16 protein-coding genes and 4 tRNA genes are annotated in these 23,009 nt (G+C 60.7%); 2 read left to right on the top strand and 18 right to left on the bottom strand.

What is annotated here, in order from left to right:
• The first annotated feature begins 224 nt into the window (after window positions 1–224).
• Window positions 225–908 carry an MgtC/SapB family protein gene (locus tag HMPREF1022_RS03275; RefSeq protein WP_008684750.1) on the top strand — a complete coding sequence of 228 codons (684 nt, stop codon included), beginning with the start codon at window positions 225–227 and terminating at the stop codon, window positions 906–908.
• Window positions 909–1,258: 350 nt separating this feature from the next.
• Here HMPREF1022_RS03275 and rpoC read toward each other — a convergent pair whose 3' ends face one another.
• The 17 genes from rpoC to HMPREF1022_RS03190 all read right to left on the bottom strand — a co-directional run bounded on the left by rpoC (window position 1,259) and on the right by HMPREF1022_RS03190 (window position 20,266).
• The gene (gene rpoC / locus HMPREF1022_RS03270; protein ID WP_009301873.1) at window positions 1,259–5,431 is read right to left on the bottom strand and encodes a DNA-directed RNA polymerase subunit beta'; all 4,173 of its coding nucleotides are present in this window, start codon (window positions 5,429–5,431) and stop codon (window positions 1,259–1,261) included.
• Between the two features lie 197 nt (window positions 5,432–5,628).
• Window positions 5,629–9,768 (bottom strand): DNA-directed RNA polymerase subunit beta, encoded by a 4,140-nt coding sequence (gene rpoB, locus HMPREF1022_RS03265; RefSeq protein WP_008684747.1) that lies wholly within the window; start codon window positions 9,766–9,768, stop codon window positions 5,629–5,631.
• A 526-nt stretch (window positions 9,769–10,294) separates the two neighbouring features.
• Complete coding sequence (gene rplL / locus HMPREF1022_RS03260; protein WP_008684743.1) at window positions 10,295–10,681, bottom strand: 50S ribosomal protein L7/L12; 387 nt, start codon at window positions 10,679–10,681, stop codon at window positions 10,295–10,297.
• A 48-nt stretch (window positions 10,682–10,729) separates the two neighbouring features.
• Window positions 10,730–11,257 carry a 50S ribosomal protein L10 gene (gene rplJ / locus HMPREF1022_RS03255; RefSeq protein WP_009301872.1) on the bottom strand — a complete coding sequence of 176 codons (528 nt, stop codon included), beginning with the start codon at window positions 11,255–11,257 and terminating at the stop codon, window positions 10,730–10,732.
• Window positions 11,258–11,456: 199 nt separating this feature from the next.
• Window positions 11,457–12,164 (bottom strand): 50S ribosomal protein L1, encoded by a 708-nt coding sequence (gene rplA, locus HMPREF1022_RS03250; RefSeq protein ID WP_009301871.1) that lies wholly within the window; start codon window positions 12,162–12,164, stop codon window positions 11,457–11,459.
• 174 nt (window positions 12,165–12,338) lie between these two features.
• Window positions 12,339–12,761, bottom strand: a complete 423-nt coding sequence (rplK, locus tag HMPREF1022_RS03245) for a 50S ribosomal protein L11 (protein WP_008684740.1) — start codon at window positions 12,759–12,761, stop codon at window positions 12,339–12,341.
• 180 nt (window positions 12,762–12,941) lie between these two features.
• Window positions 12,942–13,514, bottom strand: coding sequence for a transcription termination/antitermination protein NusG (gene nusG, locus HMPREF1022_RS03240; protein ID WP_008684739.1), 573 nt, complete (start codon window positions 13,512–13,514; stop codon window positions 12,942–12,944).
• 8 nt (window positions 13,515–13,522) lie between these two features.
• Window positions 13,523–13,762, bottom strand: a complete 240-nt coding sequence (secE, locus tag HMPREF1022_RS03235) for a preprotein translocase subunit SecE (RefSeq protein WP_008684738.1) — start codon at window positions 13,760–13,762, stop codon at window positions 13,523–13,525.
• Window positions 13,763–13,787: 25 nt separating this feature from the next.
• Window positions 13,788–13,864, bottom strand: a tRNA-Trp gene (locus tag HMPREF1022_RS03230).
• Between the two features lie 42 nt (window positions 13,865–13,906).
• A complete protein-coding gene (rpmG, locus tag HMPREF1022_RS03225) occupies window positions 13,907–14,056 on the bottom strand; it encodes a 50S ribosomal protein L33 (protein ID WP_008684737.1) in 150 nt (49 codons plus the stop codon).
• A 3-nt stretch (window positions 14,057–14,059) separates the two neighbouring features.
• On the bottom strand, window positions 14,060–15,253 hold the full coding sequence (tuf, locus tag HMPREF1022_RS03220; protein WP_008684736.1) for an elongation factor Tu: 1,194 nt from the start codon (window positions 15,251–15,253) through the stop codon (window positions 14,060–14,062).
• 208 nt (window positions 15,254–15,461) lie between these two features.
• Window positions 15,462–15,537 (bottom strand) — tRNA-Gly (locus HMPREF1022_RS03215).
• A gap of 143 nt (window positions 15,538–15,680) precedes the next feature.
• A tRNA-Tyr gene (locus tag HMPREF1022_RS03210) sits at window positions 15,681–15,766 on the bottom strand.
• Between the two features lie 51 nt (window positions 15,767–15,817).
• Window positions 15,818–15,893, bottom strand: a tRNA-Thr gene (locus HMPREF1022_RS03205).
• 117 nt (window positions 15,894–16,010) lie between these two features.
• Window positions 16,011–16,862 carry a peptide chain release factor N(5)-glutamine methyltransferase gene (gene prmC / locus HMPREF1022_RS03200; RefSeq protein WP_009301870.1) on the bottom strand — a complete coding sequence of 284 codons (852 nt, stop codon included), beginning with the start codon at window positions 16,860–16,862 and terminating at the stop codon, window positions 16,011–16,013.
• Window positions 16,863–16,864: 2 nt separating this feature from the next.
• The gene (gene lon, locus HMPREF1022_RS03195; protein WP_008684734.1) at window positions 16,865–19,465 is read right to left on the bottom strand and encodes an endopeptidase La; all 2,601 of its coding nucleotides are present in this window, start codon (window positions 19,463–19,465) and stop codon (window positions 16,865–16,867) included.
• Window positions 19,466–19,573: 108 nt separating this feature from the next.
• Complete coding sequence (locus HMPREF1022_RS03190) at window positions 19,574–20,266, bottom strand: JAB domain-containing protein (RefSeq protein ID WP_009301867.1); 693 nt, start codon at window positions 20,264–20,266, stop codon at window positions 19,574–19,576.
• Between the two features lie 666 nt (window positions 20,267–20,932).
• Between HMPREF1022_RS03190 and HMPREF1022_RS03185 the strand changes: the two genes are divergently transcribed.
• Window positions 20,933–21,661 carry a DUF4396 domain-containing protein gene (locus HMPREF1022_RS03185; protein WP_009301865.1) on the top strand — a complete coding sequence of 243 codons (729 nt, stop codon included), beginning with the start codon at window positions 20,933–20,935 and terminating at the stop codon, window positions 21,659–21,661.
• Between the two features lie 322 nt (window positions 21,662–21,983).
• On the opposite strand, the gene holA is transcribed toward HMPREF1022_RS03185, so the two are convergent.
• Entirely contained in the window at window positions 21,984–22,997 is a 1,014-nt protein-coding gene (holA, locus tag HMPREF1022_RS03180; protein ID WP_009301863.1) for a DNA polymerase III subunit delta, read from the bottom strand.
• Window positions 22,998–23,009: the final 12 nt, after the last annotated feature.

The raw sequence follows: 23,009 nt of genomic DNA, 5'->3' as shown, positions 1-23,009 counted from the left end.
CTCGCGCTACGGGCGGTTAGGTTCCCGGGCGGAGCCGGGATCCATGTTCATGATTAATTAACTGGTTATATTTATATAGTCTTTAATTAATACAAGTTAATTCTCATATTAAGTATATAATGTCAAGTATGTTTTTGGGGTTGGCTGCCTCGACCGCTCCGGAGGGGCCGGAGCGGTTGAGTCTGTTGTACATCTGTGTTAGGCCGGTATTTGGAGGAGAGGGTATGGACTTGGGATTGTTGCAGGAATTTGAGTTTCTGGGGCGCCTTTTCCTGGCCGGGCTCTGCGGAGCCTTTATCGGCTATGAACGGGCCAACCGCCGCAAAGAGGCGGGCATACGTACCCATCTGGTGGTTTCCATGGGTTCGGCACTGTTCATGATCGTCTCCAAGTACGGCTTCGCGGACATGATCCCCCTGCACGGCGTGGCCCTGGACCCTTCGCGCGTCGCGGCTCAGATCGTGACCGGGGTGGGCTTTCTGGGCGCGGGCATGATCTTTGTGCGCGGGCAGAACATCAGCGGCCTGACCACAGCGGCGGGCATCTGGGCCACGGCGGGCATCGGCATGGCCGTGGGCTCGGGCCTGTATCTGCTCGGCGTGTTGGGCACGGCGCTGATTTTTTTGATCCAGATTTTTCTGCACCGGCACTTTACCTGGCTGCGCGCGCCCAGCATGGAGCATCTCTGCCTGCATATCCGCGACGGATGCACGGGTCTGGATGTGGTGCGCGCGGCCCTGCGCGAGCGCAAGCTCTTTATCTCGAGCTTTAAGGCCGTTCCGGACAAGGAGGGTCAGATCATTATGGTGGACGCGCACATCAAGGTGCCCTACGGCTACGATCTGGCCGACCTGCTGGATCTGCTGAAGAAGGACGGCCATGTGCTGCGGGTGGAAATCAAGAGCTGAGCCCCGCCTCCGGAGCGGATTAACTTTGAAATTTTACAAATTTCAAAGTCGGCATTCCGGCGAAAAACGTTGTTATCGTTGCTGTCGCTCCCCGTATGGCTCCGTTGTCGCCAACGGGGACAAGCCCTTCGGGCTGCCTTCGGCCGCTTCGCCGGAATCCACGCCGCGTTCCTCTCGATGCCTGTACGCCCTTTGGGCTACAGGCACGGCCCTACGGGCCGCCCGTCGGGCCGGTCGCCGCGGCGGGCGATAGAGCCATTCAAAAGTGAAATCGCGCTATCACGTCAACACGAAAAAGCCCCGGAAGGTATGCCTTCCGGGGCTTTCTGTTATCTCTATGAGTACGGCCGTTACTGATTCAGATCCACCAGCACGGGGTTTTCTTCCAGTTCTTCCAGGAATTTGTCGGGGCGTTCCTTCTGGTCCGGCACCTCGATGTCGCCGTTCACGTATTCGCGGTAGCCCGTACCCGCCGGGATCAGGCGGCCCACGATGACGTTTTCCTTGAGGCCGCGCAGATAGTCCATCTTGCCCTTGAGCGAGGCTTCGGTGAGCACCTTGGTGGTTTCCTGGAAGGAAGCCGCCGAGATGAAGGATGAGGTAGTCAGCGAGGCCTGGGTGATGCCCAGCACCAGCGGTTCCGCCGTGGCCGGAACGCGGCCCTCGGCTATGGTCCTCTGGTTTTCGGCCTTGAACTCGCTCTTGTCCACCTGCTCGCCCACCAGGAAGCTGGTGCCGCCTGAGTCGAGGATGGTCACCTTCTTGAGCATCTGGCGCACAATCACTTCGATGTGCTTGTCGTCGATGCCCACGCCCTGGAAGCGGTAGACTTCCTGGATTTCGTCCACCAGATAGCGGGCCAGGTATTTCTCGCCTCGGGTGCGCAGGATATCGTGCAGTTCCGGATAGCCTTCGGTGAGGGGATCGCCCGCTTCCACGAAGTCGCCGTCCGCAGCCGTGATGTGCTTGCCCTTGGGCACAAGGTATTCCTTGGCCTCGCCGATTTCCGGCGTGACCACCAGCTTGCGCTTGCCCTTGGACTCGCCCGCGTAGGTGACGGTGCCCGCGATTTCGGAAACCACGGCCATGTCCTTGGGCTTGCGCACTTCAAAGAGCTCGGCCACGCGCGGGAGGCCGCCCACGATATCCTTGGTCTTGGAGGTTTCGCGGGGCTTGCGGGCGATGATGTCGCCAGCCTGGATGTTCTCGCCGTCCTTGACCATGATGATGGAGCCCACGGGCAGGCTGTAGATGGCCGCAGCCGCGCCGTGCACGCGCTTCTTCACATTGCCGTTGTCGTCGCAGATGGAGATGGAGGGCCGGAAGTTGGTGGTGCGGTACTCCATGATGGTCAGTGAGGCCTGACGGGTGACGTCGTCCACCTTTTCCTGCACGGTCTTGCCGTCGATGATGTCCGTGAAGCGGATCACGCCGTCTTCTTCGGACACAAAGGGTTCGTTGAAGGGGTCCCATTCGGCCAGCACGACGCCCTTGGTCACTTCCTGGCCGTCATGGACCATCAGGCGCGCGCCGTTGGGAAGAATGTATTTCTCCCGTTCGCGGCCCTGCGGGTCAACGATGGTCAGCTGGCCGCTCTTGCCCAGCACCAGTTGCGCGCCGTCACGGTTGGTCACGGCCCGTACGCGGTTCAGGATCACCCGGCCCGCGTTCTGGGCTTCGAACTTGTTCTTTTCAATGGTGCTCGAAGCCGTGCCGCCGATGTGGAAGGTGCGCATGGTCAACTGGGTGCCCGGCTCGCCGATGGACTGGGCAGCGATGATGCCCACGGTTTCGCCGGTATTGACCAGATGGCCGCGGGCCAGGTCGCGCCCGTAGCACAGGGCGCAGATGCCGCGTTCCGACTGGCAGGTCAGGGGCGAGCGCACCATGACCGAGGAGATGCTCTTGTCGTTGATCAGCTTGGCTTCACTTTCCGTGATCAGGGTGTTTTCGGGCAGCAGGATTTTTTCCGGCTCGTCCGGGTCATGCACGGGGTAGAGCAGCACACGGCCTATGATGCGTTCGGCCAGCGGGGTCTTGATGTCGCCGCCTTCCTTGATGTGGGTCAGCTCAATGCCGTCCACCGTGCCGCAGTCGTGCTCGGAAACGATCACGTCCTGGACCACGTCCACCAGGCGGCGGGTCAGGTAACCGGAGTTGGCCGTCTTCAGGGCCGTGTCCGCCAGGCCCTTGCGCGCGCCGTGGGTGGAGGTGAAGTACTGCAACACCGAGAGCCCTTCGCGGAAGGACGAGGTGATGGGCGTTTCGATGATTTCGCCCGACGGTTTGGCCATCAGGCCGCGCATGCCCGCGAGCTGGCGCATCTGGTCCTGGTTGCCGCGCGCGCCGGAGTTGGACATCATGAAGATGGGGTTGAAGCTCTGGTTTTTCTCCTGCTTGCCCGTCTTCTCGTCCGTGAGCACGTCGTAGGAGATCTCCTTGATCATTTCCGTGGAAACGTCCTGCGTGGCCTTGGTCCAGACGTCCACCACCTTGTTGTACTTTTCCGTACGGGTGATGATGCCGTCGCGGTACTGGCGTTCGATATCGTCCACCTCGGCCTGGGATTTGGCCAGGATGTTCTTCTTGCTTTCGGGAATGGTCAGGTCCTTCACGCCGATGGTCACACCGGCGCGGGTGGCGAACTCATACCCCATGTCCTTGAGCTTGTCGCAGAGGATGACCGTGGACTTGATGCCGCAGGTGCGGTAGGCCGCGCCCACCAGCTTGGCGATGGCCTTCTTGGTCAGCACCGTGTTGACGTGCTCGAAGGAGAGCTCCGGCGGCAGAATGTCGCTGACCAGCACGCGGCCCGGCGTGGTCTGCACAAGATCCTCGCCTTCCTTCATGCGCACCTTGACCCGGGCGTGCAGGGAGACCTGGCCCGCGTCGTAGGCGGCTTCCACTTCCCAGGGCGCGCAGAAGGTCATGCCCTCGCCCTTTTCAAAGCTGCGTTCCACGGTCATGTAGTAGAGACCCAGCACGATGTCCTGCGAGGGCACAATGACCGGGCCGCCGTTGGCCGGGGAAAGAATGTTGTTGGTGCTCATCATCAGCACGCGGCATTCGATCTGGGCCTCCACGGACAGCGGAATATGCACGGCCATCTGGTCGCCGTCGAAGTCCGCGTTGTAGGCGGAGCAGACCAGGGGGTGCAGGCGGATGGCCTTGCCTTCCACCAGCAGGGGCTCAAATGCCTGGATGCCCAGGCGGTGCAGGGTCGGGGCGCGGTTGAGCAGAATGGGGTACTCGCGCACCACTTCCGAAAGGATGTCCCAGACCACCAGTTCCTCGCGCTCCACCATCTTTTTGGCGCTCTTGATGGTGGAGGCATGGCCGCGTTTTTCCAGTTCCGAATAAATGAAAGGCTTGAACAGCTCCAGGGCCATCTTCTTGGGCAGACCGCACTGGTGCAGCTTGAGGTAGGGGCCCACGGTGATGACCGAACGGCCCGAGTAGTCCACGCGCTTGCCCAGGAGATTCTGGCGGAAGCGGCCCTGCTTGCCCTTGATCATGTCCGACAGAGACTTGAGCGGGCGGCCGTTGGTGCCGGCGATGGCCCGGCCCCGGCGGCCGTTGTCGAAGAGCGCGTCCACGGCTTCCTGGAGCATACGCTTTTCGTTGCGGATGATGATTTCCGGCGCGCCCAGCTCCATGAGCCGTTTGAGGCGGTTGTTGCGGTTGATGACCCGGCGGTAGAGATCATTGAGGTCCGAGGTGGCGAAACGGCCGCCGTCCAGGGGCACCAGGGGGCGCAGTTCCGGCGGAATAACCGGAATGACCTCCATGATCATCCATTCGGGCTTGTTCTGGGATTCCAGAAAAGCCTCCACGATCTTCAGGCGCTTGGTCAGCTTTTTCTTCTTGGTCTGGCTCTTGGTGGCCTCGCTTTCCTCGCGCAGCTCAACACGCAGCTTTTCCAGGTCCAGCTCTTCCAGCAGGCTGCGCACGGCTTCCGCGCCCATGCCCACGGTGAGCACCTCGTCGCTGCCGTAGTGGTCCAGAATCTGAAGATACTGGTCCTCGGAAATGACCTGACGCTTCTGCAGATTGGTCTGGCCGGGATCCAGCACAATATAGGAGTCGAAGTAGAGCACCTTTTCCAGATCGGCCATGGTCATGTCCAGCAGGGTGCCGATCTTGGAGGGCAGGGTCTTCAGGAACCAGATGTGGGCCACGGGCGCGGCCAGCTCAATGTGGCCCATGCGCTCGCGCCGCACCTTGGAGGCGATGACTTCAACCCCGCATTTTTCGCAGACGATGCCGCGGTGCTTCATGCGCTTGTATTTGCCGCAGTTGCACTCGTAGTCCTTCACCGGGCCGAAGATTTTGGCGCAGAACAGACCGTCCCGCTCCGGCTTGAAGGTGCGGTAGTTGATGGTTTCCGGTTTTTTCACTTCGCCGTAGGACCATTCGCGGATGGATTCGGGCGAAGCGATGGAAATCTGGATGGCTTTCAGATTGCGGATGTTGGTCACATTGGCCGACGTGCCGCGAGCAGTGAAAAGATCGTCCAGGCTCATATATACATACCTTGCTTTGTAAAAAGCTCGTTGGAATCGTTACTGTAATCCGTACGGAGGCCGCAACAGGCGTTTAAAGCAATTTAACACTTGAAATGCTCGTTTACGGCGAGCAAAGCCCGCCTACCCGCATCCCGCGGCAAGGATTTGCACCAAATCCTTGCAGAGCAGTTCACTCATTTCAAACGCAAATTGCTCTATTCCGCCTCTTCGTCGCGGTCGCGCATGTAGCCCACGCGCTTGGGCTTTTTTTTGCCTTCCTCCTGGTGCAGGGTCACGTTGAGCCCGAGGCTCATGAGTTCCTTGACCAGAACATTGAAGGATTCGGGCAGACCGGCTTCCAGGAAGTTGTCGCCCTTGACGATTTTCTCGTACATCTTGACGCGCCCGGTCACGTCGTCGGACTTGACCGTGAGGAATTCCTGGAGGAGGTAGGCCGCGCCGTAGGCCTCCAGAGCCCAGACTTCCATTTCGCCCAGACGCTGACCGCCGAACTGGGCCTTGCCGCCCAGAGGCTGCTGGGTGACCAGGGAGTAGGGGCCCGTGGAACGGGCGTGGATTTTTTCGTCCACCAGGTGGTGCAGTTTGAGGATGTACATGACGCCCGTGGTGACCCGGTTTCTGAAAGGCACGCCGGTGCGTCCGTCATACAGGGTGGTTTTGCCGTCGTTTTCCAGACCGGCCTTGTCCATCCAGCCCCAGATGTCCTCTTCAGTGGCGCTGTCGAAAACCGGCGTCTTGGTCACGATGCCGTTGCGCAGCTTCTTGACCGAGGCGACAAATTCCTCGTCGTCCATGCCGTCCACCAGCGCGCGGACCTCTTCGGAGCCGAAGACGTCCTTGACTTCCTTACGCAAGACCTGCATGGCCGCGCCGGAATCCACCAGTTCGGCCAACTGACGGCCCAGTTCCTTGGCGCCCCAGCCGAGGTGGGTTTCCATGATCTGGCCGATATTCATACGCGAAGGCACGCCCAGGGGGTTGAGCACAATGTCCACGGGCCTTCCGTCGGCGAAGAAGGGCATGTCCTCTTCCGGCAGGATGCAGGAAACCACGCCCTTGTTGCCGTGGCGGCCGGCCATTTTGTCGCCCACCGAGAGCTTGCGCTTGATGGCGATATGCACCTTGACCATCTTGATCACGCCGGGGGGCAGATCGTCGCCTTCGGTGACCTTCTCGCGCTTGGCGTCGTAAATGGCCTTGAGATAATCCACCTCGTGGTCATAGGCCCGGAGCAGTTCGGCCACCTCGTCGTTGACTTCCTTGCTCTTGAACAGACCGGCCAGTTTCTTGACAGGCAGCTGGGCCAGCTGTTCCTCGGTGAGGGCCGCGCCGGCTTCGGCCAGCACTTCGCCCTTTTTCTTGCCGGGCAGGGAGGCCGCGATCTGCTTGCCCAGCACATGCGGTGCAAGCAGATCCCGCGTGCGCTCGGTAAGGGCGCGCATATGGTCGGCTTCCTTCTGGTCCAGCACCGAAGTGTCGTGGGCCTCGATAGCCAGGGTGCGCTCGTCCTTCTCGCCCGAACGGCGGTTGAAGACCTTTACGTCGATAATGGTGCCTTCCACTCCCGGCGGGACCTTCAGGGAGGTGTTTTTTACATCCCTGGCCTTTTCGCCGAAAATGGCCCGCAGGAGCTTTTCTTCCGGGGTGAGCTGGGTTTCGCCCTTGGGGGTGATCTTGCCCACCAGAATGTCGTCAGGCTTGACGGCCGCGCCGATGCGGATAATGCCGCTTTCGTCCAGGTTGCGCAGCATGTCTTCGCTGACGTTGGGGATATCGCGGGTGATTTCCTCGGGTCCCAGCTTGGTGTCGCGGGCCACCACTTCGAATTCTTCGATGTGGATGGAGGTGAAGACGTCCTCCTTGACCGTGCGTTCGGAAATCAGGATGGAGTCTTCGTAGTTGTAGCCGCACCAGGGCATGAAGGCCACTACCAGGTTCTTGCCCAAGGCCAGCTGGCCTTCGTCGATGCCGGGACCGTCGGCCAGGATCTGGCCTTTCTTGACGATCTGGCCGGGATAGCAGGTCGGCTTTTGCCCGAAGCAGGAGTTCTGATTCGACTTGTGGAACTTGAGCAGGTCGTAGGCCCGCACACCGCCCTGATCCTTGTAGATGTCGCCTTCATAGGCCACCACGATGCGGTCGGCGTCCGCGTACTGCACCTTGCCGTCGGCCGGGGCCACAATGCAGGCGCCGGAGTCGCGGGCCACGTCCACTTCCATGCCCGTGCCCACCAGGGGCTTTTCCGAGCGCAGCAGAGGCACGGCCTGACGCTGCATGTTGGAACCCATCAGGGCGCGGTTGGCGTCGTCGTGTTCCAGGAAGGGAATCAGCGCCGCGGAAATGGAAACCATCTGGCTGGGCGAAATGTCCATCAGGGTCACTTCGTCGCGGTGGCGCATTTCCACTTCGCCCTTGACGCGCACAGTGACGAATTCTTCCAGCAGATGCCCTTCGCCGTCCAGGCGGGCGTCGGCCTGGGCCACCACCTGATCGCCTTCACGCGAGGCGTCCAGATGCACCACCTCGTCGGTCACCCGGCCTTCACGCACCACCCGGTAGGGGGTTTCGATGAAGCCGTAGTCATTGACCTTGGCGAAGGTGGTCAGGGAGACGATCAGGCCGATGTTCGGGCCTTCCGGAGTTTCAATGGGGCAGATGCGGCCGTAGTGCGAGGTGTGTACGTCGCGGACCTCAAAGCCGGCGCGTTCGCGGGTCAGGCCGCCGGGGCCCAGGGCCGAGAGACGGCGCTTGTGGGTGACCTCGGAGAGCGAGTTGGTCTGGTCCATGAACTGCGAGAGCTGGGACGTGCCGAAGAATTCCTTGAGCACCGCGGCCACGGGCTTGGGATTGATCAGATCGTGGGGCATGAGGGTGGAGATTTCCTGCAGGCTCATGCGTTCCTTGATGGCGCGCTCCATGCGCACCAGGCCGATGCGGTACTGGTTTTCCACCAGCTCGCCCACCAAGCGCACACGGCGGTTGCCCAGGTGGTCGATATCGTCGGCCGGGCCGTGGCTGTCCTTGAGCTGGACCAGCACCTTGATGGCCGTAAGAATGTCCTCGTCGTTCAGGGTGCGCAGATCGGCGGGCGCGTCGATGCCCAGACGCTGGTTGAGCTTGTAGCGGCCCACGGGCGAAAGGTCATAATAATCCGGATTGCGGAACAGGTTGTCGAAGAAGCTGGCCGCGATCTCGGCGGTGGGCGGCGAGGACGGGCGCAGGCGGCGGTAGATCTCTTCCTGGGCCTTCTGCTGGTCCGGGATGCGGTCCAGCACCAGGGTGTCGCGGATGGAGGAAGAGGTGTCCGTGCCCTTGGTGTGCAGCACGGAGAGACGCTTGATGCCCGCTTCGCGCATACGTTCCAACAGGCCGGGCGTGATTTCGTCGGCCGCTTCGGCCAGCACTTCGCCGCTCTGGGGGGCCACGGCGTCCTCGGCTAGGAACATGCCGTCCAGCAGGTCGGGGCGCACTTCAATGGCCGGAATGCCGGCCTCGCAGATCAGCCGCCAGCTCCGCTTGGTGATGGGCTTGCCCGCCTTGACGAGCACGTTGCCGTCAGGCGCGGTGATGTCCGCGTAGGCGTTGTCCTTGCGGTAGAGATCCTTGCGCACTTCCCAGAACAGCCTGCCGCCGTCTTCCAGCAGATACTGTTCCCGGCTGTAGAAGTAGTCGAGAATCTGCTCCTTGCTCATGCCCATGGCCTTGAACAGGATGGTGGCGGGCATCTTGCGGCGGCGGTCGATGCGCACGTAGAGAATGTCTTTGTGGTCGAAATCAAAGTCCAGCCAGGAGCCGCGCATGGGGATCACCCGGCAGGAATAGAGCACCTTGCGGCTGGTGTGGGTCTTGCCGCCGTCGTGCTCGAAGATGATGCCGGGCGAGCGCTGCAACTGGTTGACGATGACGCGCTCGGTGCCGTTGATGATGAAGGTGCCTTTTTCGGTCATCAGGGGCAGGGTGCCGAAGTAGATATCCTGCTCCTTGATGTCGCGGATGGTCCGGTTGCCCGAAGCCTCGTCGGCATCATAGACGACCAGGCGCACTTTGATGCGCATGGGCGCTTCATAGGTCAGGCCCTTAGAAATGCATTCGGCCTGGTCGTACTTGGGTTCCTGAACCTCGTAACTGACGAACTCCAGGCTGGCGGTCTTGTTGAAATCCTCAATGGGAAATACCGTATGGAAGACGCCTTCCAGACCTTCGTCCGGCCTGCGGTCGGCCTCGGGCACGCCTTCCTGGAGGAATTTCTGATATGAATCGATCTGCAGATTCAGCAGATGGGGGATGGGGAGGGAGATCTTGATCTTGCCGAACTGTTTGGTGAGCTGGCCCATGGGTACCTCAAGATAGGTAGCGGTTGCGCCCCGGCTGCGGACAGAAGCGTCTGCCGGCGGGCAAAAAACTTGCTGTCACTGCACCCTGAAAGCGTATGAAACGGCCGCGGGGAGTCGCGGGGGAGCTTACTGTGCACGGCAAAGACGACAAAAACCCATCCCTGTCTGGGTAAACAGGGCTTGGGCTGTTGCGCCTATTTTAAAAAAGTGTGCATATACAGTGAGTTATCAAAAACAGAAAGTAGGCCTCCCGTGCCGTTCATTGAACAAAGATAGATAATCAGAAATTATTTTTTTGGCAAGACTTTTTCTTGAAGAAATATAGGGGGATTTTGTATCCGCCGCAATGCCGTTACGGATGATGCCAGCAACGACAGGCTGGGGGCAACGTCGACTTTGCCGCTCTGCACGAGGTTTCGGAGCGGAAAAGCAAAAAAGTCCCGCCGACGAAAAAAACATGGCGGGGTCAATGACCCCGCCATGCGGAAAGCGGCTTCGCTGAAGCGAAGCGGGCAGTGGAAAATACTTACTTGATTTCCACGGTGGCGCCAGCTTCGGTGAGCTGCTTCTTGGCTTCCTCGGCTTCTTCCTTGGAAACGGCTTCTTTCAGGGTGGAGGGAGCGCCGTCCACCTTTTCCTTGGCTTCCTTGAGTCCAAGGTTGGTCAGGGCGCGCACGACCTTGATGACGCCGATCTTGTTGGCGCCGGTTTCCTTGAGGATGACGTCGAATTCGGTCTTTTCCTCAACGGCGGCGCCGTCGCCACCGGCGGCCGGAGCGGCCATCACCATGGCGGCGGCAGGCGCGGCGGCGGAAACACCGAATTTCTCTTCCAGTTCCTTGATGAATTCGGAAAGTTCCAGAACGGTCATGCTGGAGATGAATTCAACAACTTCTTCTTTGGTCACGGCCATGATATTTCTCCTGATCTTTGGCTTAACGTTTGTGCTGTCCACATCCGCTTACGCGGCGGCCTTGCCTTTCTGTTCTTCAATACCCTTGAGGGCATAGAGCAGACCGCGCAGCATATTGGCAAACAGCGACACAAAATTGGTGGGCACGGCGTTCATAGTGCCAAGCAACTGGCCGAGCAACTGCTCCCTACCGGGCAGTTTGGCCAGAGCATCCACCTGGGCGGCGGTCATTTCCTTGCCGTCCAGGCTGGCGCAACGCAGCTCAAAGAGCTTGCTCTGCTTGGCGAAATCACTGAGCGCCTTGGCCACCGCCACCGGGTCGTCGAACCCAAGGGCCACGCCGCAGTTCTCATGGAACTTGTCCTTGATGGTGTCGTGCGTGCCGCCGGTCAGAGCGATACGAGCCAGGGTGTTTTTGACGACATGATATTCGCCGCCCGCATTGCGCAGGCTCACCCGGAGGTTCGTCAGCTCTTCCACCGTCATGCCCTTGAAGTCCGTCAGCACCGCAAAGGAAGCCTGGTCGGCCTTGGCCTTGATGGCTTCAATAATTGCGGCTTTTTCAGACCTGTTCACGTGATACCTCTCACGTTCGGGGTTGCCAGGTGGAATGCCGAGCCAAAGATGAAGCGTCTGGGCAGGATATTAAGGACTTGCGTCCTCCTGCCGTCTTCGACTCGAATTCCTTAGCCTTTGCCGAGGTTGTTTTCACAACCGCTTGAAGATTCGGCCGGATCAGGCCGCGAGACGCAAAGCGCTCCACAGCCTGAAGGCACTAACCTTCAAGAAATTTTTTGACCTGGGGCATATCGACCTTGAAACCGGGCCCCATGGTGGTGGAAACCGCCATGGACAACATGTAAGAACCCTTGGCGGCCGAGGGTTTCAGGCGATTGACGGTGTCCAGTAAGGCTTTGAGGTTGCCCAGGATCTTTTCAGAACCGAAAGAAACCTTGCCCAAGGGGGCGTGCAGCACACCGGCCTTGTCGACCTTGAATTCCACGCGGCCGGCCTTGAGTTCAGTCACGGCCTTGGTCACGTCAAAGGTGACGGAACCGGTTTTGGCGTTGGGCATCAGGCCGCGGGGTCCGAGCAGGCGGCCGATCTGGCCCACCAGAGCCATGACGTCGGGCGTGGCCACGGCGGCGTCGAATTCCAGCCAGCCTTCCTTGACCTTGGCCACCAGTTCTTCGGCGCCCACAGCGTCGGCACCGGCTTCCTTGGCTTCGGCCTGCTTCTCGCCCTTACAGAACACGGCCACGCGCACGGTCTTGCCCAGCCCGTTGGGCAGGGTGACGGCGCCGCGCACCATCTGGTCGGAATACTTGGGGTCAACGCCCAAGCGGATGGCCACATCCACGGTTTCGTCGAACTTGGCGAAGGAGGCGCTCAAGGATTTGCTCACAGCTTCTTCAATGCTGAAGCGCTCCTGCGGATTGTAAGCCTCAAGGGCTTTACGAAAATTTTTGCCATGTCTGGGCATGAGATATTCCTTGTCGTTTGGCATCTCCTGCCGTTTCCAAATCTGCGCGGAAAACGGCAGTACAATTGATTTCAACGAGTATGGGCGGAAAAAAGCGGAGATTCTGCCATCTCCGCCGAACGGCTTTCCGCCGCCGCAAGAGCGAATCCGCCGGAAAACCGGCGCGGACTGGCTTTACTTAACGTCAATGCCCATGCTGCGGGCGGTACCGGCAATGGACTTCACCGCGGATTCCAAGGTGGCGGCATTGAGGTCCGGCAGCTTGACCTTGGCGATCTCTTCCACCTGCGCCATGCTGAGGCTGCCCACTTTATTGCGGTTGGGTTCGCCGGAACCCTTTTCGAGTTTGGCCGCCTTCATAATCAGCACCGCAGCCGGAGGCGTCTTGGTGATGAAGGTGAAGGAGCGGTCGGCGTAAACCGTGATGACCACGGGGATGATCATCCCTTTCTGGTCCTGGGTGCGGGCATTGAACTCCTTGCAGAAGCCCATGATGTTCAGGCCGTGCTGGCCCAGAGCCGGGCCCACCGGCGGCGAGGGGTTGGCCGCGCCAGCGGGAATCTGCAATTTGATCTTGGCAACTTCTTTTTTGGCCATGTTCGTTATCCTTCATCGCTGCTCGCGCTGTCCGCAGCCGTCAGGCCGCCGCGCGGGGGCAAGTCTTAAGAACCTGTTGCGCCTGCGATGCCTGCCGTATGTCGGGCAAAGCCCGCCCGCAGGCACCGCGCGGCAAGGATTTGCGGAAAAACCCTGCCGAGCATTTCAACCGTGAAATGTCTACCCTTTGGAAACCTGCACGAAATCCAGCTCCACCGGCGTCTGACGGCCGAAGATGGAAACGGAGACGCGCAGCTTTCCTTTGTCGTAGTTGACATCTTCCACCACGCCGTTAAAGCCGCCGAAAGGCCCGTCAATGACGCGCACCTCGTCGCCCCTGTCGAAGTTGAACTTGGGCCGGGGAGTTTCCTGGCGTGTTTCCATGAGTGCCAAAATGCGTTCGGCCTCGCTGTCGCGCATGGGCGTGGGGCGATTTTTGCCGCCCACAAAACCGGTTACCTTGGGGATGGATTGCACCAGATGCCAAGACAAGTCGGTCATGATCATGCGCACCATCACGTAACCGGGATAGAACTTGCGCGTCGTGGTGCGTTTTTCGCCGCCCTTGGCAAGTTCAATGACCTTTTCCGTGGGCACCACCACTTCCTGAATAAGGCCCTGATCCTGACCGGTGCGACTCATCTCGTTGATAGTTTTCTGCACGCGCTGCTCGAAACCCGAGTAGGTGTGTACAATATACCAGCGAGGCCGTTTGCTCAGCTCGGAGGCTTCATCGATGACGGGATCTTTCATAACAGCCTTCAGGACAGTATGGACTTGATCAGAGCCGACAGACCAAGGTCCACCAGCCCCAGGATAACGGCCATCACAGCCACGAAGCCCAAAACCGCCAGTGTGGCCTTGCGCGTTTCTTTCAGCGTGGGCCAGGTGACTTTGCGCAACTCGGCCTTGGAATCCTCCACGTAGCGCGAGAAGCGCACAAAAGGATTGGGGGCCTTGTCCGACTTGACGTCCGCGGTTTGCGCTTGTTTTTTTGCCATGGTGTGCTACCCGAGAGATAAAAAATGGCAGGGCAGGAGGGATTCGAACCCCCAACTTGCGGTTTTGGAGACCGCCGCTCTAGCCGTTAGAGCTACTGCCCTGCGTACCGTCCGGGGGGCTTGCGCCCCCCGCCGGAAAGTTTGTTACCTGGTTTCGCGATGCACGGTGTGCTTCTTGTCCCAGGGACAATATTTTTTCATTTCCAGCCGCCCGGTGGTGTTCTTCTTGTTCTTCCGAGTGCTGTAGTTACGCCGCTTGCATTCGGTGCAAGCCAGAATGATGTTGACTCTCATGGCTTACTCGATGATTTCGGTAACCACGCCGGAACCCACGGTGCGGCCGCCTTCACGGATGGCGAAACGCAGACCGGCTTCCATGGCGATGGGGGCGATCAGCTCCACAATGAACTGCGAGTTGTCGCCGGGCATGACCATTTCCACGCCTTCGGGCAGGGCGATGACGCCGGTGATGTCCGTGGTGCGGAAGTAGAACTGCGGACGATAGCCGGTGAAGAAGGGCGTATGACGGCCGCCTTCTTCCTTGGAGAGCACGTACACCTCAGCCTTGAACTTCTTGTGCGGCGTGATGGATTTGGGAGCCGCGAGCACCTGGCCGCGTTCCACGTCGTCACGCTTGGTGCCGCGCAGCAGGGCGCCGATATTGTCGCCGGCTTCGCCCTGATCCAGCAGCTTGCGGAACATTTCCACGCCCGTGCAGGTGGTCTTCTGGGTGGGCTTGATGCCCACGATCTCCACTTCGTCACCCACTTTGATGATGCCGCGTTCCACACGACCGGTCACTACGGTGCCGCGGCCGGAGATGGAAAACACGTCTTCGATGGGCATCAGGAAGGGCTTGTCGATATCGCGCACGGGATCGGGGATAAAGCTGTCGCAAGCAGCCAGCAGCTCGCCGATGCACTTGGCTTCAGGCGCATTGGGGTCGTCGCATTCCAGAGCCTTCAGGGCGGAACCGCGGATCACGGGCACGTCGTCGCCGGGGAAGTCATAGGAAGAGAGCAGCTCGCGCACTTCCAGTTCCACCAGTTCCAGCAGTTCCTCGTCGTCCACCAGGTCGCACTTGTTCAGGAAGACCACCAGCTGGGGCACGCCCACCTGGCGGGCGAGCAGGATGTGCTCACGGGTCTGGGGCATGGGGCCGTCGGTGGCGGCCACCACCAGGATACCGCCGTCCATCTGGGCGGCGCCGGTGATCATGTTCTTGATGTAGTCGGCGTGGCCGGGGCAGTCCACATGCGCGTAGTGGCGCTTGTCGGTTTCGTATTCCACGTGAGCGGTGGCAATGGTGATGCCGCGCTCTTTTTCTTCGGGGGCTTTGTCGATTTCGTCATAGGAAATGAAGCTGCCCTCGCCCTTCAGGCCGGCGATCTTGGTGATGGCGGCGGTCAGGGTGGTCTTGCCGTGGTCGATGTGGCCGATGGTGCCGATGTTTACATGGGGCTTCTTGCGTTCATATTTAGCTTTGCCCATTGTACGTCTCCCTGGAAAAAAATTGTTTGCGGTTGTACGTGCGCTACATTCCCGGAGCTCTGCCATTTCTGGTAGCGCCTGTTCCTCGCGTAACGGCAGGCTGGGGAAGCCGCTGAACGGCCTGAACCGATGCCCGCATTCAGTCCCTGGTCGCCAGGGAACGTGCATTGGCAGGAGGCAGACTGGGGGATTTTGATTTTGCAGGAAATGGAGCGGGAAACGGGATTCGAACCCGCAACCCTCAGCTTGGAAGGCTGATGCTCTAGCCGTTGAGCTATTCCCGCACGCCGGCGATGCTGTTGCTGTCCGTCAATCAAGTTGACGGCTACCGCACCGTAGTTCCCCGACAGTCACTCTGTCTCCTACAGCCAAGGCAGTTTGTAAAAACCAGCCACCGACCGCCTGAAAAAGTATGAGGCGGAAGGGGTGGTGGAGGGGGGTGGATTTGAACCACCGAAGTCTTACGACGACAGATTTACAGTCTGTTCCCTTTGGCCACTCGGGAACCCCTCCACACGTGCCGCAAAGGTCCGGCCCGTAAGCAGGCCTTTGTTCAGCTTTTTGTGGAGCTGGCGATGGGACTCGAACCCGCAACCTGCTGATTACAAATCAGCTGCTCTGCCAGTTGAGCTACGCCAGCGGCAAGATGGTGTCTTAAACGCTTCCGACGCTCTTGGCAAGTAAAAAATGCCTTTTCCACGATTTTTTTATAAAAAAGGCCGTAATTGCGCTTTGTCCGGAAGCAATGCACTTCATATTACACTTTCCTGGCCAAAGCGCAACGCTCCAGTCCGGCCAGATCGCGGCGCGTGGCGATGCCGACAAAAGCATCGCCCGCGGACAGCAGGTCCCGCACGGCCTTCCCTTGGGCCGCGCCGTGTTCCAGTAAAAGCAGGCCGCCGGGCCGGAGCAGGCGGGCGGCCTGGGCAATGACGGCGCGCAGATGGGCCAGACCGGCTTTCGGTGAAAAAAGCGCGGAATGCGGCTCAAAGCGCAGTACTTCGTCCATGACCTGGCCGCGCTCGGCATCCGCGATGTAGGGCGGATTGCTGACCAGAAGATCGCAGGAGCCCCCAGCCAGGGGGATGGCGCGCAGATCCGCCCGCAGTGCGTCCAGGCGCGTGGCGGCTCCCAGTCGGGCGGCGTTGGCACGGGCCACTTCCAGGGCCGGAGCGCTGAGTTCCAGCAACAGGCCGCACCAGCGCGGGCGTTCCAGACAGAGGGTCACGCCGATGCAGCCCGAGCCGGCGCCCAGGTCCGCAAAGCGCAGCGGTTGTCCGGCGGGCAGCAGCTCCAGGGCCGTCTCCACCAGCAGTTCCGTTTCCGGACGGGGGATCAGGGTGTCCGGGGTGACCAGAAAGGTACGACCGAAAAATTCCCTGCCGCCGAGAATATGGGCCAGGGGTTCGCCCGTGGCCCGCCGGGCCGTGAGGGCTTCCAGGGTCCCGGCTTGGTCGGGCGTCAGCTCGCGTTCCGCCGCCAGGACGCAGTGCAGGCGGTCCAGACCCAGCACATGCCCGGCCAGCAGTTGCGCGCAAAGGCGGGGGCTGTCCACCCCCGCCTTTGTCAATCGCCGTGCGGCGTTCTGTTCATACTCCCGCAGGCGCACGCTTACGCCTCGGCGGGCCGTTCCGCGCGTCCGCGCCGTTCCGTGGCCGCGACGGCCGGGCGGGTCGGACTTTTTTTGCGCGGCGCGGGCGACGTTTTTTCGGTCAGGCCATGCTTTTCACCGCCGCCGCGCTTGCCCTGAGTCTCAAAGACCAGGGGCGGGAGTTCGTCATAGTGGTGCACGGGGTGCACCGTGATGCGCTTGAGCAGCTCCCTGGGCACGTCTTCCAGATCTTTCATGTTCTGCTGCGGGATGATCACATGCTTCAGGCCACGGGCCACACCGGCCAGGATTTTTTCCTTGATGCCGCCCACGGGCAGCACCCGGCCCTGCAGGGTGATCTCGCCGGTCATGCAGAGGTCGGCCCGCACCCTGCGATTGCTGAGAGCCGAAATCAGGGCCGTGGTCAGGGTTACGCCCGCCGAAGGGCCGTCCTTGGGCGTGGCGCCTGCGGGCACATGCACATGGATGTCGTACTTGCTCACAAAGGAGGGGTCCACGCCCAGCTCTTCCGCGCGGCTGCGGATGTAGCTCAGGGCCGCCTGGGCGCTTTCTTTCATCACGTCGCCCAACTGGCCGGTGAGAGTCAGGCCGCCCTTGCCCTTCATGACGCTGGCCTCCACGGTCAGCACTTCGCCGCCGGCAGGGGTCCAGGCCAGGCCCAGGGCCATGCCGGGCATGAGTTCCTTTTCCTTCTCGTCTTCCACAAAGCGGGGAGCGCCGAGAAGTTTTTCCACGTCTTTGGGCTCCACCTTGAAGGGGCCTTTTTTGCCTTCGGCCTTGCGCCGGGCCAGCTTGCGACAGATGGACGCCAGTTCGCGTTCCAGGTTGCGGAGGCCCGCCTCGCGCGTGTATTCCTTGATCACCTTTTCCAGAGCCCCGTCGCTGAGCGCGATATCGCCTTCGGCCAAGCCGTTTTCAGTGATTTTCTTGGGCAGCAAATGCTTGCGGGCGATCTCCACCTTTTCCTGCAGCGTGTAACCGGGCAGGGAGATAACTTCCATGCGGTCGCGCAGGGCCGCGGGAATGGTTTCCAGGTGGTTGGCCGTGCACAGGAACATGACCTTGGACAAGTCAAAGGGCACGTTCAGGTAGTGGTCGCTGAAGGTGTGGTTCTGTTCCGGGTCCAGCACTTCCAGGAGAGCCGAGGAAGGGTCGCCCCGGAAATCCGTGCCCAGCTTGTCCACTTCGTCCAGCACAATGACCGGATTGCGGGTACCGGCCTGCTTGATGGCCTGGATGATCCGCCCGGGCATGGCCCCGATGTAAGTGCGCCGGTGGCCGCGGATTTCGGCCTCGTCGTGCATGCCGCCCAGAGACAGCCGCTGGAACTTACGGCCTAGCGCCCGCGCGATGGAGCGGCCCAGCGAGGTTTTGCCCACGCCGGGAGGGCCGGCAAAGCAGAGGATCGGGCCTTTGGACTGTGGATTGAGCTTGCGCACGCTGAGGAATTCCAGAATGCGGTCCTTGATCTTGTCCAGACCGCAATGGTCCTCGTCCAGGATTTCCTTGGCGTGGGCGATGTCCAGACGGTCACGCGAGAGCTTTTTCCAGGGCAGATCCACCAGCCAGTCCAGATAGGTGCGCACCACGTTGGCTTCCGATGAGTCGGCGTGCATGCCGGACAGGCGACGCAACTGCTTGTCCGCCTCCTGGCGCACGTCCTTGGGCAGGCCGGCCTTGTCCAGGGCCTTTTTCAGGCTTTCCAGGTCGTCCTCGCCCTCGGACTCGTTTTCGCCCAGCTCTTGGCGGATGGCCTTGAGCTGCTCGCGCAGGAAATAATCCTTCTGGGCCTTGTCCATGCCTTCGCGGGCCGAACTCTGGATGCGGGCCTGCACCGTGGCGACTTCCACTTCGCGCTGAAGTTGGGTGTTGACCAAAGTGAGGCGTTCCAGCGGATTTTCCGCTTCCAGGATGCGCTGGGCGTCCGCGATCTTCATGCGCATATTGGCGGCGATGAGATCCGCCAGGCGGCCCGGATCCTCCACGCCCTGCAACACGGCCAGCACGTCCGGCGAGGACAGGCCGCGCAGGGTGAGCACCTTTTCGCTCTGCTCGCGCGCGGAGCGCAAGAGCGCTTCCACCGTGGCGTCGATCTGGGGAGCGACTTCGGGCAGAGTTTCAATGCGCGCTTCCAGATAGGGGTCCACCTGGCTGTAGCCGGTGACCCGCGCGCGGCTTACGCCTTGCACCAGAATTTTCACCCGCGAGTCCGGCATCTTGAGCATGCGCATGACCTGGACCACGGTGCCCACGTTATAAAGGTCCGCGGGCGCGGGATCGTCGGTGCTTTCCTCGCGCTGGGCGCAGACCAGCAGATGCCGTCCGTTTTTCAGGGCGGATTCCACGGCCTGCACGGATTTTTCGCGGCCGATAAACAGCGGCAGGATCATATAATTGAATATGACCACGTCGCGCACCGGCAGCACGGGCAACACGTCTGGAATGCCCTGGGCAGCGGCGTTGAGATTGTTTTCGTTCAGCAGATCCTGCACGGGCGCTTCTTCCTGTTTCGCATGAACGTCGTTGTCGACGGCGGGCTCGGCGGCGCCAAGCCCTTGTTCCCCATGAAGCGGATGATCTTTTTCTTTGTAGTCAGCCATATATATTCTCCCTGACTGCCTTGGAGCAGTAAAATTCGTAGTCTTTGCTCGGCTGCGCCGGGAACGCGGTTCGTCTGTGTTCTTTTACAGCGGTGAACACGTAAGGCTCTAAAGGGGCTTGTTTTGCGTTATGCTGTAGCAGATTCCCTCGGTGACGATGACATGGTCCAGAAAGCGCAGGCCCATGCGCGGGGCCAGCCGTTGCAGTTCTTCGGTCAGCATGAGGTCCGGCTTGGAAGGGCTCGGACTGCCGCCGGGGTGGTTGTGGGCCAGAATGATGCCGCTGGCCTTGTGCGTGAGTGCCGTCTCCAGCACATCTCTGGGCTGCACGGGCACTGCGTTGATGCCTCCGCGCCGTAGGCGTTCCCAGGCGATCAGTCCGTTTTGCGCGTCCACCAGGGCCAACCAGCATTCTTCATGCGGACACCCGGCCAGGCGGCTTTGAGCCATGCGGGCCACTGCATCCGGCGTAGCCATGATTTCGCGTTTACGCACCGCCGAGGTTGCGTGACGGGCCAGTACTTCACGCAGAACCCGCCAGAGGGCCATGAGCCCCGGCCCGAAGCCGGGCACCTGCAATAATTCATCCGGTCTGGCGTCCAGCGCGCCCCGAATGCTGCCGAAACGCCGCAGCAATTCCTTAGCCAGCGGTTTGGTGTCTTTGCGCGTGAGCCCGTAACCAAGCAAAAGCTCCAGCACCTCATAATCCGCCACGGCCAGAGGCTCGCGCTCAAGACGTTCACGCAGGCGGGCTCGGTGCCCACTGTGCGGCGAGGTGGTGGAGACAGTCTTTGCTGACATAAAGTAAGCAGTCTCAGCTGAGATGCAAGGGGGCGAATTTTCAGGGAACTCTATTCCTAACGGATTTTTGCGAAAAAGTAAAAGAAAAGTAGCGGGATACCGGCTATAAAAATGAGACCGCGCGTGGTTTTGCCGGTGCCGGGGCGGTGGGAACGGCTCCCCTGTGGGACTGGAGCCGTCTCCGGCAGGATTTTACCCGGCTCCGGCTGAACAGCGAAGTACGCTGACGGCGCCGTCTTTCCCGATTGTAAACGTATTGGAACGCGGTCTCCGAGGAAGAACTACATTATTCCCACTGTGAAAAGATCGCTTTCAGCAGAACTTCAAAGCCTGAATGCGTTTTATCTCGCGGCCGACGGCTCTTGCCTGAAAGCCGGGATTTCTCAATCTGGACATTTCCACATTATCAATGTGTAATTGTTCAGCGGCGTGGGCCGAGCCCTTGCTCTTATTCCGCGACGGAATGAGAATTGCGTGAGATTAGGCTCAGCCCTCATTAAAGCGTCTGCCGCAAAGCCGCCTTTTTCCGTGCAGCGGCGTTGCAAAGAAAAAATTGACCTCGCGGTATGCTCAATGCGGTAGCCGTTGCCGCAAAGCGGCTTGCGCCAGTCGTCGGCGAGGCTCCGAGGTCATTATAAAAATACAAACAGATACCTGGAGAAATATATGAAAGAAGCTGATATTCCGTACTCCCTGACATTGGTGGCGGAAATATATATTGCAATGTGTTTGTTGTGCTTTCTGTACATTCTCATTGAGCAGCGGCGTGAACCCGCTCCCATGATGCGGGTCATGCTCTGGGTCTGGCCCATCACCATGTTATGGGCCGGTCCGCTTGGCATATGGGCATACCGCATTAATCAGAAGCGGACCATGATGCGCATGACGCACCATCATCCCGCCGATCAGCCAGCCATGCGCATGTCCGGTATGACCGCGCTGCCTTCCCGCCGTCTCCCTTGGCAAAGCGTCATGGTTGGAACGCTGCACTGTGGAGCGGGCTGTACTCTGGCGGACCTCGCCGGGCCGTGGCTGTTCCGGCTGGCGCCCTTTGCCCTGTTCGGCAGCGTGGTCTACGGCGAGTGGACTCTGGAATACCTGCTGGCTCTGATTGCAGGCATCGCATTTCAGTATGAGGGGCTGGCGTCGGGATTTCCGGAGCGCGGCCTGCCCCTGCTGTGGCGGGCCTTCAAGGTGGATGTGCTTTCCCTGACCGCCTGGCAGATAGGCATGTACGGATGGATGGCTGTATCGATGTTTGTTCTGCTGGGAATGGTTTCCCCCGCTCAGCCCGTGTTCTGGCTGATGATGCAGATCGGCATGCTGGCCGGCTTTATGACGGCTTTCCCCATGAACTGGCTGCTGATGCGTCTCGGCATCAAGGAAGGCATGTAGCTGCGTTGGGCACAGGGGGCCGTATTGGCTCTCTCCTCATTTGCAGTGCGCCGCATCTCTGCTGTTGATGCCCGTGGGTTTTACCAATTGCCCGCGGGCATCAACCAATTAGAGCATTTCGCCAGTACCCGCCAGCCAGGATCCTGTGTTCTGCCCCCCAAGTTTCACGCCTCCGTCGGAGCTTAACGCCGCAAGTGAATTGCGGCTACTCCGGCTTCGCGGCGGAGTCGAGAAGCCAGGTGACGGGCAATCTGAAACGGCTGAAAAGAGGGGGCGGCCCAAGGGGCATACGTTTGGAGGACTCCGACCGTAGCGCCGCCGATCAGCGCGGCTCGGCCGAGCCGAACAGGCCGGTGAGCCGGGCGGCCAGAAACTCCAGGGTCTGTTCCGGTGTGCGGCGGCCGCTTTTGACCTGCCACTCGGCGTCCGCCACGGCCGCCATGCCCTCAGCCAGGCCCCGTGGCCCGAGACGCAGGGCCAGTTGTTTCTTGAAGCCCGCCTCCGAGGGATGCAGGCGTACCTTTTCCCCGGCCTGGGTCTGCCAGAGCAGGCGCAGCTCACGGGCCAGCAGGGCCAGCAGGGAAAAAAGCAGGCTGTCGCTGTCCCGGCTGCGGGACAGTTCCTTCCAGACGGCGGCCAGATTACCGGCCTCCATATGCCGGATGCAGGCAAAGACGTTGCATTCCGGGCTCCAGGCGGCGGTTGCGGTCATGGCGGCGGTGATGGCCCCTCCGCCTGCGTCACCGGTCCCGCCGCGCAGAAGCGAGAGTTTTTGCAGTTCGTTTTCGATGGCCTGGGCGTCTGGCGGCACGGAGGCGCAGAACTGTTCCAGCGCATCGGCCTCAAAGGTCAGACCCAGATCGCGGGCGCGCTGCTGCACATGGCGCTTGACGCCGCGTTCGGTCAGGCCCTCATGCCGCCAGATCCAGCCCTGCCGGTCGGCAAAGGCCAGACAGCGCAGCTTGGCGATATGCGCCGGAATTTTGGGCTGTCCCTTTTCCCAGTTCACTTCCAGGCAGAAGAAAGGCCAGCACTGGGCCGAGGGCCTGGCCAGGGCCTGGGAAATCTTTTTCCAGACGGCCGCCGGCCAGAGCTGGGCCTGACGGACCAGCAGGACACGCGAAGCGCCGAACAGGCCTTGCAGGCTGAGCTGCTCCCAGAAGCGCGGGGGCGGGTCCTCGTCGCCCCAATAGACGTGACGTTCCCACGGGCCGCCCGCAGGTGGAAAGACAGCCAGTTGCTCCGCGAGATGCGCGCGGAGCAACTGGCTGTCCGGGCAGACCAGAAAGCTGAAACCGGGCCTGCCCTGTCTGTCGGTTCCGTTCTGCGGGCTCATGCCGGTGGCGGC

This window comes from Desulfovibrio sp. 6_1_46AFAA (genome assembly GCF_000224635.1).
Taxonomy (GTDB): Bacteria; Desulfobacterota; Desulfovibrionia; order Desulfovibrionales; family Desulfovibrionaceae; genus Desulfovibrio; species Desulfovibrio fairfieldensis.
This window is presented reverse-complemented; position numbering and strand designations above follow the sequence as displayed.

Bases quoted from the DNA above. Each gene is read 5' to 3' on its own strand.
- HMPREF1022_RS03275 (WP_008684750.1), top strand. From the start codon at position 225: ATGGACTTGGGATTGTTGCAGGAATTTGAGTTTCTGGGGCGCCTTTTC.
- rpoC (WP_009301873.1), bottom strand. From the start codon at position 5,431: ATGAGCCTGGACGATCTTTTCACTGCTCGCGGCACGTCGGCCAATGTG.
- rpoB (WP_008684747.1), bottom strand. From the start codon at position 9,768: ATGGGCCAGCTCACCAAACAGTTCGGCAAGATCAAGATCTCCCTCCCC.
- rplL (WP_008684743.1), bottom strand. From the start codon at position 10,681: ATGGCCGTGACCAAAGAAGAAGTTGTTGAATTCATCTCCAGCATGACC.
- rplA (WP_009301871.1), bottom strand. From the start codon at position 12,164: ATGCCCAGACATGGCAAAAATTTTCGTAAAGCCCTTGAGGCTTACAAT.
- rplK (WP_008684740.1), bottom strand. From the start codon at position 12,761: ATGGCCAAAAAAGAAGTTGCCAAGATCAAATTGCAGATTCCCGCTGGC.
- nusG (WP_008684739.1), bottom strand. From the start codon at position 13,514: ATGAAAGATCCCGTCATCGATGAAGCCTCCGAGCTGAGCAAACGGCCT.
- secE (WP_008684738.1), bottom strand. From the start codon at position 13,762: ATGGCAAAAAAACAAGCGCAAACCGCGGACGTCAAGTCGGACAAGGCC.
- rpmG (WP_008684737.1), bottom strand. From the start codon at position 14,056: ATGAGAGTCAACATCATTCTGGCTTGCACCGAATGCAAGCGGCGTAAC.
- tuf (WP_008684736.1), bottom strand. From the start codon at position 15,253: ATGGGCAAAGCTAAATATGAACGCAAGAAGCCCCATGTAAACATCGGC.
- lon (WP_008684734.1), bottom strand. From the start codon at position 19,465: ATGGCTGACTACAAAGAAAAAGATCATCCGCTTCATGGGGAACAAGGG.
- HMPREF1022_RS03190 (WP_009301867.1), bottom strand. From the start codon at position 20,266: ATGTCAGCAAAGACTGTCTCCACCACCTCGCCGCACAGTGGGCACCGA.
- HMPREF1022_RS03185 (WP_009301865.1), top strand. From the start codon at position 20,933: ATGAAAGAAGCTGATATTCCGTACTCCCTGACATTGGTGGCGGAAATA.
- holA (WP_009301863.1), bottom strand. From the start codon at position 22,997: ATGAGCCCGCAGAACGGAACCGACAGACAGGGCAGGCCCGGTTTCAGC.